Here is a 17,897-nt window from a genome sequence, read left to right as displayed (position 1 = left end):
TGTCGTTCTAACTTGCGTTTTAAACCGCAACGCAGCTTGCCTGCGCTGTCGGCTTTGAAAACGGTGTTAGGTTTTCATTCTTCTACCCAATCTTCAATTTTCAAATCGGTTACTCTTGAAAATTCATTCGTATTGTGAGTAATAAGAGTCGCTTTTTCATGCAGTGCGGCGGCGGCAATAAGCAAATCATTTGCACCTATCAGTGTACCTGCATGCTCCAAATCTTTTCGGATTTCTGCATAGTCGTAAGACATTTTGTCTGTAAAATCCACAATTTCAAACGGCTTTAAAAATTTTTCCACTTTCTCTGTAGTCTTTTCTCTTGTCTTGCTTTTAAATGCACCCAGCAAAAGCTCTCCTTTTACTACTGAAGAAATTTTTATCTCTTTTGGTGAAACTGACAAGAATTTTTCTCGAACAGACGGATACTTTCCATTCATAAAGTAAATGCAAGTGTTTGAGTCTACAAAATACATTAAAAAGCCTCTCGCATTCCAAGTTTTGGTTGATCCGGTCTGGTAAATGACGAATCTGAAACAGAACCGAACAAATCAGCCCAGCCCTCCGGATAATGCGGTTCTATCCTTTCCATAATTTTGCTTACAACCCATTTTGAAAGCGACATTTTTTCTGCATGAGCTTCGTTTTCAATTTTGAGAAACTGCTCTTGCGTAACATACAATGATAATTGCGGCATTTTCGCACCTCTTAGTATAAAAGTATAACATTTTATCGCAAAAATCAAGTATGTTTACAAGTATATTATAAAAAAGGCGGGATTGCCCCGCCGTACAAAATATTCAGCCAAGATGAACTTGGCTAAATATTAATCTAAAGCTTTTTGGGCTATATCTTTTTGAATACTATCAAACTGAGTTTTTTCAATTTTTGATAGCTTAAACTCCTTGTTTTTATCATAATACCCATGATAGTATATTGTTTCATTACTATCATCATTTGCGACCAACTTAGGATCAATTAAAGCACTTCCCTCGACTATAAATGCTTGTTTCCCATAGACATATGGAATATAAAAGGACTGTGAACGCAAAACTGCATCAACCAAAGCAACAGCTCCAGGCACTTTTCCTAAAGCATTATCGACTGCATCTTCAATAGTTATATTCCCTTTTGTTGGAACGAATACAACTATATGGCAAACATCTTCGCCAAGAACTCTATTGCTATTTCTTTGATATTCATTTGCTCTACTCCACTCAATGTTTTTGGTCGATATAACAGTGAATGTTCCTAATCTAGTAGCACAACTTGTAAAAAAAATACTTGCTAAAATTGCAAGATATAAAAATAGTTTTCTCATAAAATCCTCCTATGATTTTATTTCCTTTTTTGGAGAAAATCTGTCGGAAGATTTATCTTACTAACAGCAAGTGGCGCACTGCGCCATCAACCTAACATCTTTTCGACCTTTCCTCATAATACCATAAAAACTACCCGTTTGCAATCTAAACTGCTACAAGATAAGCAATTAATCTTTCTTCCATAGTATCCCACCGGAACACATCATCAACAGCCGGATTAGGCCTATCTTCACTAAACAGATTAAAGAAAAATTACTGCCTATCTATGGGAATCTGCACCCCGAGAGCATCGCGGTTGAGGATGTAGGTGTAAACCATAACCGAGCAAGAGGCAGAAAATGAGGTTATCAATAAGTGAAAAAAGATGTAATATTTTGAATTTCTTTGTAAATCTATATCAATCAACACCCCCGACGTAGAGCGCCGGGGTGTAAAGGGATAATTTTTTAATACGGTTCGCCGTTTGCTTTAGGAGCGGCGGAGTTCTTACTGAACAGCACGAGGGCTATCAGCGTAACAAGGTAGGGGAATATCTTGAGCCATACCGGCGGTATACCGCTTAAAGCGGGGATGACCTGCGAGACATTTGCTACGGTACGGGCAAAGCCGAAGAAGAAGGTTGCACCGAGGATTCCGAACGGCTTCCATTGACCGAAGATTAATGCTGCGATGGCCAAAAAGCCGAGGCCGTCTACGCTGCCGTTAAATTCTCCCGAATAGGTTACGAGGATAATAGCGCCGCCGAGTGCGGAAAGCGCACCGCTCGCACATACCGCGAAGTACCGCATTCGGTGTACATTGATACCGGCGCTCGCAACGGCGGACGGATGCTCGCCGCAGGCACGTAGCCGTAATCCGAATGAAGTTTTATACAGCAGTATCCACGATAAAATCAATATTACCAATACCAGCCACGTACTCCAGTATGCTTGCGAAAAGAAAAGCGGTCCCAATACGGGGATTTTTGAAAGCCCGGGGACGTCCTGCCGGATAATACTTGCGACACGCACGTTGCCTGATCCCGTTACGGTACGGGCAATATAAATCGTCAACGCAGCGGCGAGCATGTTGATGGCCGTACCGCTGATAACCTGATCCGCTTTCAGCGTAATCGATGCAAACGCATGCAGCAGCGAAAAAAGAATGCCGGCTATAGCCGCAACCAGCAAGCCGATCGGAATAACCAGTCCTGCCGGGATGGAGTGCTGCAGTAAATTGATAACTACCGCTGCGGAAAAACTTCCGATCAGCATCAAACCTTCAAGGCCGAGGTTGGTAACCCCGCTTCGTTCGCTGTATAATCCGCCGAGGGAAGTAATCAAAAGAGGAATTGTGTATGCAATTACATAGGGAAAAATTAAGGTTAAAATATGCCACATACGTTATACCTCCTCTGCAGAAAGCCCGGCTGTTTGGCGTGTACGTATCTTTTTGGAAATAGTTCCCCAGAAGCGTTTAAAGAGCAGACTGGTTGCAGTAAAATAGATAATAACCGCAATGATAGTGTCTGCAATTTCCGGCGGAACAATAGTGTTCGCGCTCATAAAGCCTTTGCCGACGTGCAGCACACCGAAGAAAATTGAACTGAGTGCAACTCCAATCGGTGTCCCTGCGCCGAGCAAAGAAACTGCGATGCCATCAAACCCTTGCGAGGGCATTACGCCGATCTGCATATTCAGCGCATAGCCGGTGTAGTAGGTAAGCCCTGCCAAGCCCGAAAGCGCTCCCGCTATCATCATCGAAATAACGATATTCCGGTTTACTTTAATTCCTGCATACTCCGCACAGTTGCGGTTATAACCGACTGCTTTTAATTCAAAGCCGAGGGTTGTTTTGTCCAAAATAATTTTAAGAAGAATCATTGCAAGAATGCCGAGAAAGATACCGTAGTTGACGTATTCACTGCTGAACAAGTTGGTAAGCCATGGAGTACGAAGCGAACGGGCAACTGCAATGGATTTACTTTCCGTTTCCAGATATTCCGCTTTTAAGTAACCCGGTACGATATAAAAGACCAACCAATAGGCAATCCAGTTCATCATAATGGTGGAAACGACTTCGTGTACATTGAACAGAGCTTTTAATAGACCGGGAACGAGACCCCAAACCGCACCGCCTGCGACACCGATAAGAATCAGTAAAATAAAAAAGAGCGGGCGGGGCATGGACGTTGCCGACAACGCAAACATACTGCCGAGCAATCCGCCGATCAGCATTTGCCCCGAACCTCCGATATTAAAGAGACCGGTTTTAAATGCAAATGAGACGGAAAGGCCGACCAACAAAAGCGTCGTTGCCGTTGCAAGCGTATTCCCGATACGTTCGATGTTCATCAAACCGCCGCGAAAAAGATAGCTAAAGGCAATAAAAGGGTTTTCACCGATACAAACGATGAGAATTGCTCCTGCAATTAAACCGAGCAATACGGCAGAAAGGCTGATTACGAGGGTATTATCCGCAAGCGCCGTGTGTTTTTTTATCATCACTGTTGGCCTCCATGTTTGTGCTTGTCCCCAGCCATCATCAAGCCTACTTCTTCGACTGTGGTTTCTTCCGGGCGGACAATACCGGTTAATGCGCCGCGGTGCATGACCGCAATTCGATCCGATAGGTTGAAGATTTCGTCCAACTCAAAGGAAATGAGTAAAACTGCCCGTCCTCTGTCGCGGTGCTTTACCAATTCTTTATGGATTGCTTCAATAGCGCCGACGTCCAACCCGCGGGTAGGCTGCACGGCAATCAGTAATTCGGGGTCAAGGGCAATTTCGCGGCCAAGGATAGCCTTTTGCTGATTACCACCGCTCAAGTTGCGTGCTGCGGAATAAACGCCTTCACCCGAACGGACGTCGAATTGTTTGGTGATATCGCCTGCAAATGAGAACATCTTGTTTTTATGCAGGAAGCCGTGCTTTTGGAAAGGTTCTTTGTAGTACGATTTAATAATCGTGTTTTCGGCAATGGAATACTGCATAACCAACCCGTGCTTTTGGCGGTCTTCGGGAACCAAACCCATACCTGATTCGTTACGTTCGCGGATTGAAGTTTGGGTAATATCCTTACCGCAAAGCAGAACAGATCCTTCCGCGACCGGCATTAAGCCTGAAAGTGCATGAACAAGCTCGCTTTGTCCGTTCCCGTCTACACCTGCGATACCGACGATTTCACCCTTGCGTACTTGCAGCGAAAAATCGTTGACAGCAGGTACTTTTTTTTGCCCCGATAACTTTGAGGTGTTGTATATCAAGCACTACTTCACCGGGTTGGGCGGGGGCTTTTTGTACTTTAAATTCAACCGGACGCCCGACCATTTTTGCCGCCATCTCATTTTTGGAAGTAGTCGCAACGTCTATCACGTCGATAAGTTTTCCTCTCCGTATGATGGTGCAGCGATCTGCAACGTCCTTAATTTCCTGTAATTTATGGGTGATGAGGATAATGGATTTTCCTTCTTTTACCAGATTCCTCATTATTTGGATAAGTTCTTCAATTTCTTGCGGAGTTAAGACAGCGGTCGGTTCGTCAAAGATCAGCACTTCCGCATCACGGTACAGCATTTTTAAAATCTCTACGCGCTGCTGCATACCGACCGTTATATCCATAATGCGTGCATTCGGATCGATTTGTAATCCGTAGCGGGCGCTTAATTCTTTAATCTTTTTTTCGGCCTTATGCAGGTCAAGAAAAAAGCCGCCTTCTTTCCCGAGGATAATATTTTCGGTAACGGTAAAGTTATGTACAAGCTGGAAATGCTGGTGTACCATACCGATACCGAGTTCATTGGCATCATTCGGATTATTGATAACTACCGGCTTACCGTTTACGAAGATTTCTCCCGCATCGGGGTGATATAAACCGAATAAGATACTCATAAGGGTGGATTTACCTGCGCCGTTTTCCCCGAGAATTGCGTGGATTTCCCCTTTTTTTACCTGCAATGTTATATCATCATTTGCAACAATACCGGGGAATTCTTTGCGGATATGGCGCATTTCGATAGCATATTGTTCAGACAGATCAGGCCTTCCTTTATTTACACTGTAAACTTTTATCTAATTAACGAACAAAGAAAAATCCGAGGTATATGCACTCATACAGCCTCGGATTCACAAAAAACGATTATCGATTAACGGAACAAATCGCCCTGCTTGTCGGCAACGACGATGGCTCCCGATTTGATCTGCTGATAAATTTCATCTACTTTCTTTTGTACATCATCGGAAAGATTGGGGTTTTCAGGAGGAATACCGACCGCATCTTCTTTAGCAGTCAATACAAGTGTGGCTCCGCCCTTGAATTTTCCGTCGAGTTCATCTTTGATCATATCATAGGACGCACGATCGACATACTTCATTGCAGAGGTCAGGATGATCGATTTTCCGTCGGGGAGTAATCCTTCGTTATACTGATTGACGTCAACGCCGACAACCCATACGTCTTTTCCAACCTGACGACGTGCTTTTGCTTCGTTGATAACGCCAACGCCGACACCGCCTGCCGCCGCGTGGATACAGGTAACGCCGCGGTCAAACATAGAAGCTGCAATCTGCTGTCCCGCTGCGATATCGCTGAATGTCCCCTGATATACAAAGTCTTCCGGATGCATTTCGATGTTTGTTCCGAGATTTTCATTGGCATATTTGATACCCTGCTGCCATCCCCAGTTAAACTTCTGGACAGCCGGGATTTCCATACCGCCGATAAAGCCGAAACGACCTTCCTGCAACTGGAGCGCTGCGGCAAGTCCTGCGGCAAAGCCTGCTTCTTGTTCGGCAAAGAGAATACCGATGGTATTCGGTCCGTTTTGAGCATCATAAGAATCGGCCGGGTGAGCGTTACCGTCGATGATAACGAGCTTTGCATCAGGATATTTTGTCTGGGCCTTGAAAATTGCGGTTTCAAACTTAAAGCCGGGGCACACGATGAATTTATATCCTGAATCATAAAGGTTGGAAATTTCTTTTACATAGTCCGCTTCGGTTGTCCCGACCGGCTTTAAGTATTTAATTTCAACGCCGAGTTCTTTTTCTGCGCGGATAATACCTTCCCATGTTCCCTGATTGAATGATTTATCATCAATCGTCCCCGCGTCGGTAACCATACCGACTTTCATAGCTTTCTTTGCCGTTTCTTCGCTCTTTGTACATGAGCAAATGACAAACGCACTGAATACCAGTAGAGCTGTTCCCAGTACTGTTTTTAAGCTTATTTTTCGCATATTTGCGCCTCCTCAAATAAGTTGAGTAAGTATACCTCAATAGAAATGCCGTGTCAAATCGTTAATACTGAGTTAATGTAGAGTAATCGCATCAGAGTTTTTTTAACAGCTCCGCAGAATAATCTAATCCGGTTTGCCGCTGTACTAAAGCGATTTTTTTTAGTATGTTAGAACCTCAACGGTTTTTATGGTAACCGTATTTTTATTTAAACTTATAAAGGGCGGCTGAATGAATACTTTTTATAACGCGGAAGAAACATCAAAAGAAAAAACAAACGATAGCGCGAATGAGCAGCTGATGCAAAAATTCCTGAACACTCGTCAAATTATCTTATCGGGTGAAGTGAATAAAGAACTGGCGGAAAAGGTTATCCGTCAGCTGTTGATACTTGAAGCCGATTCCGCTTCAAAACCGATTTATGTGTATATCGATTCTCCTGGAGGAGATGTTGATGCCGGTTTTGCGATTTTTGATATGATCCGGTTTATCAAACCGCCGGTTTATACGATCGGTATGGGATTAGTAGCCAGTGCAGGCGCACTTATTCTTTTAGCGGCGCCGAAAAACTACCGGCTCGGGCTCCCGAACAGCCACTACCTCATCCATCAGCCGTTATCCGGCATCAAAGGGGTCGCGACGGATATCGAAATCCATGCAAAAGAAATTGAAAAAATCCGTGCAAAAATAAATGCGCTTATCGCCGAAGAAACCGGTAAGAACGTAGCGGCAGTTGCAAAGGATACCGACCGTGACTATTGGCTTTCGGCTGATGAAGCAGTCTCTTACGGGCTGATCTTACAGGTCATTAAAACCCGCAGCGACCTTCCCAAAAAATAAAAACAGCATCCTTGACGCAGTGTATAGCCGTAAAACGTCAGGTACTAACCCTTTCACATGGATAACAGGCGGCTCTTAATCTACATGGTTGACTTCAATTTTAGAGCCGTCTGTTCAGTTCCACACAAGCGGCCGTTTGTTATCGGACAGCCGCTTATCAAGATATTCCTTATTTAAGTGCAGCTCTTTTACTAATGTCCGCATTTGATCGGCGGAGAGCAGGTTCTGTTCGGCAAAAAGGAAGATGAGCGCCCGCTCCGCAATACAGGGAACGCGGAGAGCATTGATCCGTTCCGGCGAAGGATTGGCACAGTCGAGGTATTCAGCCTTAAATGTATTGAATAATACGGAATGCTCCATATCATTTTGAATTGCTGCCAGCTCCTGCATAAGCGGCTGCATATTTCCTCTGCTTGCTTCTATTCCGAGCGGCTTTAACGTAAAGAACGTGTATTGCTTGCCGGGTAGAAAATGATGCTGGTCGCAGCGGGTACAGTAATTCGGCTCGAAGGGATCTTCTTTTTTGCGGTCTCCGCCGATGATAATCAGCGGATCAAAATAGAGTGCGGGACATTCAACACCGTTTACAATATAATAACGATAGGTGTTGTAGCCGTTTTGCAGACAATCGGGATGTTCGCAATAGGCGGAGAACGGATATATTTCCGTCGCTGTTTCCACTAAGAGCCGCGCCGTCGCATTGAAGATTTCGCCGCGGAAGTTTAATAGCAAGGTCGGCATAACAAACACAAGCCCGCGCCGGTCGCTTTCCTTTTTAATCACGTATGCAAGCCGTTCGTCGTAGAAAGCCGCCTCGTCGATAATCCACGTACCGATGTGCGGGTTTTCCTGCAATAGTTTTTCAAGCGCAAACGAATTGCCGACCGTCGCGATATTTTCTCCGCACCGTTGATAACCGCCGCGGTAAGCAAGCGCGTCATCAGGATAATCGGGGAACCGTTCTTTATCGAGGCTGTAGCGCGCAAAAAACGTGTACCGTCTATCCGCCGAACCGATACCGCTTGCAGGGTCAAACAAGTCTTTTTGAGAGTTTGCACCGCTGGTCAGTTTTTGCACGGCGCCGCTTTTGGTACGGGCAACTTGCGCATCCCGCCATACGTTCCCCGCATATTCTGTTTTTCCCGAACCCATCGGGCCGACCACCAGAATACGGCGAGAGGCAGTAGTAAAGTCAAAATGAGCTTTCGGCTCATGCATCAATAAAGAAGGAAAACCAAGGTTTTTAAACCAAGCGTTAATCTGTTCTTGTGCGGGTTCCAATTGCATTTATAAAGCTCCAAATCGTGAGAAGGGGAATACCCGCAGTATTGTTGTGCCGAGTATTTTTTCTGCAGGGACATATTTCGGTTCGATATTACTTAAAAATCGAATTGATTGCGCATCGTTTTTATCAACAGAAGTTAATTTAAAAACAGTGGTATGGCGCATATCGGTTGAATTGAACCGGTTGTCGCCCATCATAAAATATGCGTTTTCGGGAATATACTCATCCGCTCCGGCAGGGAAGACATTCATATTGCGCTGATTAGTCCATACAAGATAAAAGGCGTAATTTTGCGCTTCTTGCAAAAGCCTATTTCGCACTTCGTCGTTGATGAATTGCTCCGCCGTAGCGTTTGCGCGGAATAGCTCGATATTGCGGATAACGATTTTACCGAAGCAGAGTTTGATAAGCGCATTTAATTGCGCAAACCGTTTTTCGTATAATGAAGCGTGCTGAGTATCGCCGCTTTGCCAATAGGGTACCCACCCTGTCATAAAGCTGCGGAACCATGCAAGCCCGCCGTTGGTGGTTAAAATTTCGCGGCTTATCGTATCGTTGGCACGGAAGAGTGCACTCATTTCATATTCGGATTCTCGCAAGAAATCTGCAGCTGCCGCCGTATCCTTATTATCTTTTAAGAGAGCAAGACGTCTAATAAGCGATTCGGTTTGCCGTACCGCATCGGCTAAGTTGAGTTCTTTCCGCTGCGATTCAACCGCTTCCAGCACACGCAGTTCTTCGGCGCCGATGTATATGTCTTTGATTAAACGGCGCTCCGATTCAGGCAGACTCGCTAAATCCCAATGTGCATAGAGACTATCTTCTTCTACCGGTAAAAATTCGGTATCGCCGCGGTGTTTAACGTACAAAACCCCGTCGACCAGCATCAGCTTTTCGCCGGGAAGCCCCGTAACCCGCTTTACCAGCGGATCCGCTTTCAGTTTGCCATTATCATCAGTATTGATATTAACTTGCGCAAGGGTGAGCATATATACCAGCTGCGACATAAAAGTTTTAAGCCGCGCCTTGGGCGTATTGGGATAATTCGGATTATTTAAGATAACAATGTCGCCGCGTTTGTAGTGCTTCCACTGAGGAAGTCTAAAAGAAGAAAGCGGGAAAGCAGGCCCCGAAGGGGTTTTAACGCCGATCACCGTATCGCCGATCATAAATTCAGGCACCATAGATTCCGAAGGAATGCGGTATACTTGAAAGATAAAGATATTGACGAGCAGCACAAAAAAGATTGCATAAAAAGCGGCATCGACCCATTCGAGTAATTCAATGAATAGTGATTTTAGTATTTCGCCGCCTTTTTTACCCTTGCGTGGAAACATCTTTTTCTTTAATTGAATGGGTTGAATATCCGGAAAATATTTTTTTAAATTTTTATTTTTCAGATAATGAACGGTAACGGCTTTTAAAATAACGATACCGAACCACAGCAGTGCAAGAATGGCATCCAACATATAAGGTGAATGTTCTACAAGTGCACGGGAGCAGATAAAACAGGCAATCATAACAAACGGCCAGTAATCAAAGAGCTTTCTTGTGATAACCAGCGAGATGTAAGTTCCTTTCCGCTTTAATTGCAATTGCGAATACACAAGCGCCGCAGAAAAAACGATACCGGCAATGCTCCCCGTAATGGCTAAGCCGTGTATATTATTGACAACTAATAAAAGTGAAAAAATAAAAGACAGTCCCGTACAAATACGGAAAAATATCACCATGGATTACCTCGTAAATGATTTTTTATTGTAGCGGTTATCATTCAGAATGTCAATTTTTCGATTTGTGCATTGTTCATAGCATTGCTGTACTTTCGTACGCCGTACCTTGAACAGTTAATAATAAAATGATAGTATTTATTCCTAATTAGAGAAAGCTGATACGGGGACTCATAATATCAGCATTTCTCTATTGGCAAGCGTTTGCTTGCTGCGCATCCTACAAGTGAAGTACCCCCATAATTACAGCGGATTTTCTAGCAATTATTCACTGCTAACACGGACGGTCTCCACGGTATTCAATGTAATGCAGTAGTTGATGTATAATTCTATTATCAAAAGGAGATACTTGACAAAATGAAAGAAAAAAGTATAATACCCCCGATACATACACCTGCCAATAAGCCTATACACATACAGGAATCATCATTGCAAGACGGGAGATACCTTATGACTACGGGAAAGAAAATTTTTTCGCTTAGATATAAGCTTGCTTTGCTTTTCGGTGCATTAATTTTAATTGTCGGTGTTACGATGGGTGTTTTAGCTGTCAGAATAGCCCGTAAAGCGGTAATCGAAAAAATTGAGGCGCATCTTACCGATAAGGCAACGGATGTCGCCGCGATTGTGGACGGAAAAATGTCCGCGGTTATGCAATTTATCGAAGGTCTTGCCCGTATGCCGTTCTTACGCGACGAGAACCTTTCTTTGCAGCAAAAAGCGCAAATGTTGGAACAAGAGGCGAAGCGTAATGCAAAAATAGACTATTTCGGGATATGCGATCTTGAAGGCAATCGGTATGACGCACATAGAGCTCTTACGTTTGTAAATGACAGGGTATGGTTCCAAACCGCTGCTAAAGGAAAAAGTTATATTATGGAACCGTTCCTTTCTCAAATAACGAATGATATGCAAATACTCTTTGCCGTTCCGATTTATGACGATGCGAATACCATCATCGGTGTCCTTAGCGCAGCCGTGCCGGCAAAGCTGCTTTCTGAAGAAATAAGTGATATTGTAGTCGGTCAAAACGGATACTGTTATATTGAGGATTCGTCGGGTACAGTCATCGCGCATAGAGATTTCTCGTTAGTGCAGAGCCGTGCTAATTCACAAGAAAAAGTGAAAACAGACGCAGCGCTTGAGTCTCTGTCCGCGTTTGAAAAACAGGCGTTAGCATCGCAAGTTTCTTCCGTAGGATACTATGAGTATAACGGCATCGATAATATAGCTTCTTATGCGACAATTTCGTTAACCGGTTGGACGGTTATTATAAAAGCCCCTGTTAATGAGTTTATGGGAACCGTTAAGACGCTTCGAATCAGCATCCGTATTCTGGGAATTGTTCTTTTTGCAATAAGTCTTATTGTTGTTTATATTATCGCCTATAGAATTATGCGTCCTATTCAGTCGGTTGTGGCTGCATTACGGGATATCGCTCGCGGTGAAGGAGATTTAACGGTTCGTTTGCCGGTTTTCGGAAATGATGAAATAACAAATTTGTCCGCATACTTCAACGAAACAATAGAAAAGATTGCTTTATCGGTACGTGCTGTCGCAACCAATAGTGAGTCAATGGAAGAAATCGGAACCGAGCTTGCTTCCAATATGACCGAAACTGCAAGCGCTATTCATCAAATCAGCGCCAATATCGAAGGGGTAAAACAGCAGGCAATGACACAAGCTGCAAGCGTAACGGAAACAGCAGCCACGATCGAAGAAATTGTTCGGACAATTAAACAGCTTAACACCAGCATCGAAACACAGGCGGCAAGTGTTGCACAGTCCTCAGCTTCGGTAGAACAGATGGTTGCAAATATCACTTCAATCACGAAGACCCTTGAAAATACCGACAGTACGATTAAAAAGCTGGCCTCTGCAACCGGAGACGGAAAAGAAACAGTTGTAACCGCCAATAGCGTAACGCAAAAAATTGCAGAGGAGTCAGGTGGTTTGCTGGAAGCTTCGAGTGTTATTCAGCATATTGCTTCGCAGACAAACTTGCTTGCAATGAACGCGGCAATAGAAGCTGCTCATGCAGGAGAGGCCGGTAAGGGTTTTGCGGTTGTTGCTGACGAAATCCGAAAGCTGGCGGAAGATTCCGCAACACAAGGAAAGGCAATAACTGCGACACTGAAAATATTAAGCGGAGAAATCGAAATGCTTTCGGATTCTTCCAGAACAGCTGAAGAGAAATTCAATACTATCTTTAACTTATCGGAGCAGGTAAAGTCGATGAGCGACCGTTTAACCGAAGCCATGCGTGAACAAGAAAACGGTAGTAGGGAAGTTCTTACTGCAATTAAAAATATCAATATGGTAACGATTGAAGTAAGCGAGGGCTCTGCCGAAATGCTCAAAGGGGGCGAAGGTGTTGCGGAAGAGATGCAAAAGCTGAATGATCTTACTCGTATTATTACCGACAGCATGAATGAGATGGCTGCAGGCGCGGTACAAATCAATAATGCCGTGCAGGAAGTAAATGAAATTACACAAAAGAATAAACAGAATATTGAAGGCTTAGTAGCCGAAGTCAATAAGTTTAAGGTTTAACACCTCTGTTTTACAAATACACCAAAGGGGAGACGAATTTGTTGTCTGCCCTTTGGATGTATCCACCTGCTTTTAATTTCCTCTATAAACTATTATTATGTTTATAACATCTCCTGCGAACTCTGTAAGGGGGGCCTTGACTTTTAGGGGGGGGGGTATTGAACCAGACGGTTGGCATTGCTAGTAACCTTTCCGGTAATCCCGATAGGAAGAAAGCCTTTCTATCGGGATTTTTTTACCCTACCTCGCAAGCAGCTTGTTCAAGCGTTTTACAAAGTCGGCGGTGTCTTTGAGCGTACTGCCTTCCAGCAGCAGCGCCTGATCTAACAGCACAAATGCAGTGTCGGCAATGAACGCTTCATCATCGGTATCCTTGAGCCGCTGTAGGATGGGGTGTTCCGCATTGATTTCCAAAATAGGCTTCACCTCGCCGCGGAGCTGCTGCCCCATTGCCCGCATCATGCGCTCCATTTGCAAGCTCGGATCGTTTTCATCCACAACAATACACGAAGGCGAGTCGGCAAGCCGCTTGGAGAGGCGCACTTCTTTTACCGCATCGCCGAGCGCGTTTTTAATCTTTTCGACAATCGGCTTAAAGTCCTTTTCCTTCTGCTTTGCTTCTTTCTTTTCTTCGTCGGTGCTCAGCTCTTCGTCGGAGCCGGCGCGGTTTGCTGCCTTGAGTTCCCAATCCTTATACTTGCCGACGGAGGGAATAACAATATCGTCAATTTCATCCGGCATAATCAGCACTTCAAAGCCCTTTGCCTTGTATGCTTCCAAGTGCGGGGACTGTCTCAGCGCCTTTTCATCGCCGCCGGTGATATAGTAAATCGCCTTTTGCCCTTCCTTCATCCGCTGTACATAGTCGGCAAGGCTCGTCCATGTGTTTTCCTCATTCGTTGTTCTAAAGCGGATCAGTTCCAAAAGCTCGTCGCGATGTTCGTAGTCGCTGTACAAGCCTTCTTTTAACGGGCGGTTATATTCGGCGATAAAGGTTTCGTATTTTTCCTTATCGCTTTCTGCAAGTTTTTTAAATTCGCCTAAGAGTTTTTTTACCGATGCAGAGCGGATATTGTTCAAAATACGGTTCTGCTGCAGGATTTCGCGGCTGACGTTGAGCGGCAGGTCTTCACTGTCGATAATACCGCGCACAAACCGCAGATACACCGGCAGCAATTCTTTTTCGTCCTCCGTGATAAACACCCGCTTTACAAAGAGCTTTACGCCGGGCTTGTAGTCGGCATGGTACATATCGAACGGAGCTTTTGCCGGAACATAAAAGAGCGTAGTGTACTCCAGCGTTCCCTCCGCCTTGGTGTGGACATATAAGAGAGGATCGGTAGAATCGTGCGAAAGCGACTTATAAAAATTCTTGTAGTCCTCGTCTTTCAGCTCAGACTTAGGTTTTTGCCACAGAGCGCTCGCATCGTTGATCTGCTCGCTCTTTGCTGCCTGCGATTTTTCGTTGCCCTTATCATCATATTCTTTGTGAATATAATGGAGATAAATCGGGAATGCGATATGATCCGAATAGCGTTTGATAATGTCTTCAATCTTCCAGCGGCTTGCAAATTCGGAATCTTCATTGTTTAAATACAGGGTGATGCAAGTACCGTTGGCGCCTTCGGGAACATCATCGATGAGCGGAAACGCAGAATCATCGGTTTGCTCCAGTTCATATTCGCCCTTACCGTCGGAAATCCACTTCCATACGGTATTTTCGCCTGCTTTCTTCGAAATCACTTCGATTTTTGACGCAACCATAAAGGCTGAATAAAAACCGACGCCGAATTGCCCGATCAGGTTGGAGTCTTTTTTATCATCCGCGGCAAGCTGCTCCAAAAACGCCTTGGTGCCGGATCGGGCAATCGTTCCGAGGTTATTTTTGATATCCTCATCGTTCATACCGATACCCGTGTCGCGGATAGTCAGTGTTGGTGTTGCGGCATCTTCGTTAAACGTAATATCGATACGGGGATTGAATTGCAGATTTTTTAATGCGGCATCCGATACGGTCAGATATTTCAGCTTATCGAGCGCATCGGAGGCATTCGACACCAGCTCCCGCAGGAATATTTCCTTATTTGAATACAGAGAATGGATAATCAGGTGGAGCAGCTGATTAACTTCCGTTTGAAATTCATACTTTGCCATACTATAACCTCAATATATGTAAGTAATTTGAGCGGTTTGAAGCCTATTCATTACTGAATGATAAGTAATACCGCTTTTAAGCCTTTGCTGTTTTTAAATGAAAAGGCAGATTAAATGTACTTAAAATAGAGAGAAACGGCAAATCGCTGTAGCGTCCGGGTAAACGCATCAGACATTTGGGCGTAGTTTCTCGCAAAATAATGAGGCTGGAGCAGCATTTGAGTCACGAAGTGGCGAAATTCTGCTGATACAGCCTCATTATTTTGCGATTTATATTTATTCTGTCTGATGCGTTTACCCTGCTTACAGAGAAAAAAAGGGGGCGCGAAATTTTGAACAAAATTTCGCATCCAAGGAAGGGACGAGATTCGTGCGTAACACAAATCTTGCTACTGCTTATAACCACGGACATCCCTCATCAGCATAGCTGATAACGAGTTTAAAGTTAAGTTTTTATACAGTAATGATTTTTAAATTAGCCATGGATGGCAGTGGTTTTAACAGTAACAAGTTTTCGATGAGAAAACTTGAAGATAAAGACGGTACAAGGACGTACCGTTTTTATCGTAACATCGCATCTAGATCTAAGGAAACTGCCCAAAAACTATTACGCAATCCGCTTTAGCGGATATGATAAATCATTTCCTTACAGAAAAGCCGATAGGCTTCCAGTTTTTGGACAGCTCCTTTGGAAGCATAAAAATGAATTTATTCAAAAAATCAGGAGTTTTTAAAAGATGCCCATAGCAACAAAAAAAAGGAAATTCCAAAACTCTGTTATTTTAGAATTTCCTTGTGTGTTCGCTTTCAACAATCGTTAAACACTCGTCTCTTAGCTCTGATATGCTTTTAGCATCCACGCCAGTTTTTGATAGTCTTTGGTATAACCGTTGAACATATCAGCCGTAACGCCATCTTCTTCTTTTTCCGCAAGTTCGACAATTTCTTTCGAATCTTTAATCCAACAGTCGGTATCGGCAATGAGCGTTTTTATTGTCTGCTCGGTTGATTTAGGACCGTCTTCCAGTTCTTTAATCGTTGCAATTGCGAGTGCTTCTTTCATGTTGGAAACAGGATTACCGCCGAGCGAGAGAATGCGTTCAGCAACTTCATCAAGAATGTCGCCCGCTTCGTCGTATAATTCTTCAAGTTTTGCATGAAGAGTAAAAAAGTTACTTCCCTTTAAATTCCAGTGCAGATTATGTTTTTTTACATAATCGACCAGTTGATTGGCAAGATACAGATTTAATTTCTGTCCTAATTCTTTTGTCATATTCGGCTCCTATTGAAAGATTTACTCTTTTGCACTTCTAAAGAAATGCATCATAAGTATTGTTTTTAAGATACGTAAAAAAAAGGCAGTTGTCAACAAAGTTTATAGCAATATTGATGCAGGTTATTTTTATACTGGCTTCATGGTGTAAATCAAGTGGCATCTATCGGAGAATTAAAGAGCCGGATACACAACCGAAGCTACGTATTCTCGGCTCCTTAACGGTTTATTTTTAACTGTTAAAAAACTAACCGAGCTTTTTTAGATGCCCGGCTATCTGCCGGTATGGCGGAGCGTTGCCCGCTTTTCCAGTTCTTCCAGCGTAAGCTGCGGATAGCGTACTTTCGCAAGGAAGATCATTGCGGCGATGATGTACGGCTTAAAGCTTGCTTGCTTGTAGAGCGGTATGCGGTAGCGGTCGAACACCGAACCGGCAACTTCGCCCTCTTTGCAGCTGACGCCGGTAATATCCGCCGGTAAGCAGTGCAGATAGAGCGCTTTACCGTCTTTGGTCAGCTTCATCATATCTTCGGTGCATTCCCAATCTTTATGTTTAGCATTCTGAGCAAGCAGCTCTTTTTCGAGGGCTTTGATGCCGTCAAAGTCGCCTGCGCCGTAGAGGTTCGTCCGTTTTTCCATTGCGGTAAAGGGCGCCCAGCTCTTAGGATACACAATATCGGCGCCCTTAAAGGCTTCTTTCATGCTGTTGGTCTTGGTAAAGGAACCGCCCGATGCTTTGGACTGCTTCTTTGCGACTTCTTCAACCTCAGGCATAATCTCGTATCCTTCCGGATGCGCAAGCACAACGTCCATTCCCAAGCGGGAGAACAGGCCGATTGCGCCCTGCGGAACGGAAAGCGGTTTTCCGTAAGAGGGTGAATATGCCCATGTCATGGCGATTTTCTTGCCTTTCAGGTTTTCAAGTCCGCCGAATTCATGGATGATATGGAGCGTGTCCGCCATAATCTGTGTGGGGTGGTCTATATCGCACTGTAGATTGACAAGAGTCGGGCGCTGTTCGAGCACGCCGTCCTTATTGCCTTCGGCAACCGCATCCATAAAGGTGTGCATATAGGTATTGCCCTTACCGATGTACATATCGTCGCGGATACCGATAACGTCCGCCATAAACGAAACCATATTAGCGGTTTCGCGGACGGTTTCTCCGTGGGCAATTTGAGACTTTCCTTCGTCCAAATCCTGTACTTCCAAGCCGAGCAGGTTACAAGCAGACGCAAAGCTGAACCGAGTACGGGTTGAGTTGTCGCGGAACAGCGAAATTCCGAGGCCGCTTTCAAAAATCTTGGTGGAAATGTTAGCTTCCCGCAAGGTGCGCAGCGCATCGGCTACCGTCCATGTTGCAAGAATTTCATCGAAGGTTTTTTCCCATGTCAGGAAAAAGTCATTGTTGTACATCTTCTTAAAGCTCAAACTATTGAGCTTTGTAATGTACGGATCCATAATCAAGGCCATAATTACTCCTAAGGGCATGGGGATGGTTCAAAAGCGGCTGCTTTTTACCATCCC

Annotated in this window: 13 protein-coding genes and 1 pseudogene; 2 read left to right on the top strand and 12 right to left on the bottom strand. The window is 44.3% G+C overall.

What is annotated here, in order from left to right:
- Positions 1–74 precede the first annotated feature (74 nt).
- The 7 genes and pseudogenes from vapC to GWP40_RS02805 form a co-directional block, all read right to left on the bottom strand.
- Positions 75–476, bottom strand: coding sequence for a type II toxin-antitoxin system tRNA(fMet)-specific endonuclease VapC (gene vapC / locus GWP40_RS02835; protein WP_162662476.1), 402 nt, complete (start codon positions 474–476; stop codon positions 75–77).
- On the bottom strand, positions 476–697 hold the full coding sequence (locus GWP40_RS02830) for a hypothetical protein (RefSeq protein ID WP_212565967.1): 222 nt from the start codon (positions 695–697) through the stop codon (positions 476–478). Before GWP40_RS02830 ends, vapC begins: the two co-directional genes overlap by 1 nt.
- A gap of 129 nt (positions 698–826) precedes the next feature.
- A complete protein-coding gene (locus GWP40_RS02825) occupies positions 827–1,321 on the bottom strand; it encodes a hypothetical protein (protein ID WP_212565966.1) in 495 nt (164 codons plus the stop codon).
- A gap of 447 nt (positions 1,322–1,768) precedes the next feature.
- Positions 1,769–2,701 carry an ABC transporter permease gene (locus GWP40_RS02820; protein ID WP_212565965.1) on the bottom strand — a complete coding sequence of 311 codons (933 nt, stop codon included), beginning with the start codon at positions 2,699–2,701 and terminating at the stop codon, positions 1,769–1,771.
- A 3-nt stretch (positions 2,702–2,704) separates the two neighbouring features.
- Complete coding sequence (locus GWP40_RS02815; protein WP_212565964.1) at positions 2,705–3,805, bottom strand: ABC transporter permease; 1,101 nt, start codon at positions 3,803–3,805, stop codon at positions 2,705–2,707.
- A pseudogene (locus GWP40_RS02810) lies at positions 3,805–5,311 on the bottom strand (ABC transporter ATP-binding protein). The gene GWP40_RS02815 and the pseudogene GWP40_RS02810 overlap by 1 nt, the downstream one beginning before the upstream one ends.
- Before the next feature lie 134 nt (positions 5,312–5,445).
- Positions 5,446–6,537, bottom strand: a complete 1,092-nt coding sequence (locus GWP40_RS02805; protein WP_212565963.1) for a BMP family lipoprotein — start codon at positions 6,535–6,537, stop codon at positions 5,446–5,448.
- Between the two features lie 229 nt (positions 6,538–6,766).
- Here GWP40_RS02805 and GWP40_RS02800 point away from each other — a divergent pair, with 229 nt between their 5' ends.
- On the top strand, positions 6,767–7,375 hold the full coding sequence (locus tag GWP40_RS02800) for an ATP-dependent Clp protease proteolytic subunit (protein WP_212565962.1): 609 nt from the start codon (positions 6,767–6,769) through the stop codon (positions 7,373–7,375).
- 114 nt (positions 7,376–7,489) lie between these two features.
- Here GWP40_RS02800 and GWP40_RS02795 read toward each other — a convergent pair whose 3' ends face one another.
- Together GWP40_RS02795 and lepB are read right to left on the bottom strand one after the other, a co-directional pair.
- A complete protein-coding gene (locus GWP40_RS02795; RefSeq protein WP_212565961.1) occupies positions 7,490–8,662 on the bottom strand; it encodes a thymidine kinase in 1,173 nt (390 codons plus the stop codon).
- The gene (lepB, locus tag GWP40_RS02790) at positions 8,663–10,393 is read right to left on the bottom strand and encodes a signal peptidase I (RefSeq protein WP_212565960.1); all 1,731 of its coding nucleotides are present in this window, start codon (positions 10,391–10,393) and stop codon (positions 8,663–8,665) included. It lies immediately after the preceding gene.
- 447 nt (positions 10,394–10,840) lie between these two features.
- Between lepB and GWP40_RS02785 the strand changes: the two genes are divergently transcribed.
- A complete protein-coding gene (locus tag GWP40_RS02785) occupies positions 10,841–12,943 on the top strand; it encodes a methyl-accepting chemotaxis protein (protein WP_212565959.1) in 2,103 nt (700 codons plus the stop codon).
- Between the two features lie 240 nt (positions 12,944–13,183).
- Here GWP40_RS02785 and htpG read toward each other — a convergent pair whose 3' ends face one another.
- The 3 genes from htpG to ygeW form a co-directional block, all read right to left on the bottom strand.
- On the bottom strand, positions 13,184–15,097 hold the full coding sequence (gene htpG, locus GWP40_RS02780) for a molecular chaperone HtpG (RefSeq protein ID WP_212565958.1): 1,914 nt from the start codon (positions 15,095–15,097) through the stop codon (positions 13,184–13,186).
- Positions 15,098–15,929: 832 nt separating this feature from the next.
- Positions 15,930–16,370, bottom strand: coding sequence for a Dps family protein (locus tag GWP40_RS02775; protein WP_212565957.1), 441 nt, complete (start codon positions 16,368–16,370; stop codon positions 15,930–15,932).
- Between the two features lie 273 nt (positions 16,371–16,643).
- Complete coding sequence (gene ygeW, locus GWP40_RS02770; protein WP_212565956.1) at positions 16,644–17,843, bottom strand: knotted carbamoyltransferase YgeW; 1,200 nt, start codon at positions 17,841–17,843, stop codon at positions 16,644–16,646.
- Positions 17,844–17,897: the final 54 nt, after the last annotated feature.

The organism is Treponema vincentii, from assembly GCF_018336815.1.
In the GTDB taxonomy this organism is placed as follows: domain Bacteria; phylum Spirochaetota; class Spirochaetia; order Treponematales; family Treponemataceae; genus Treponema.
Note: the sequence above shows the minus strand (reverse complement) of the source record. Positions and strands in the feature narration are given on the sequence as shown.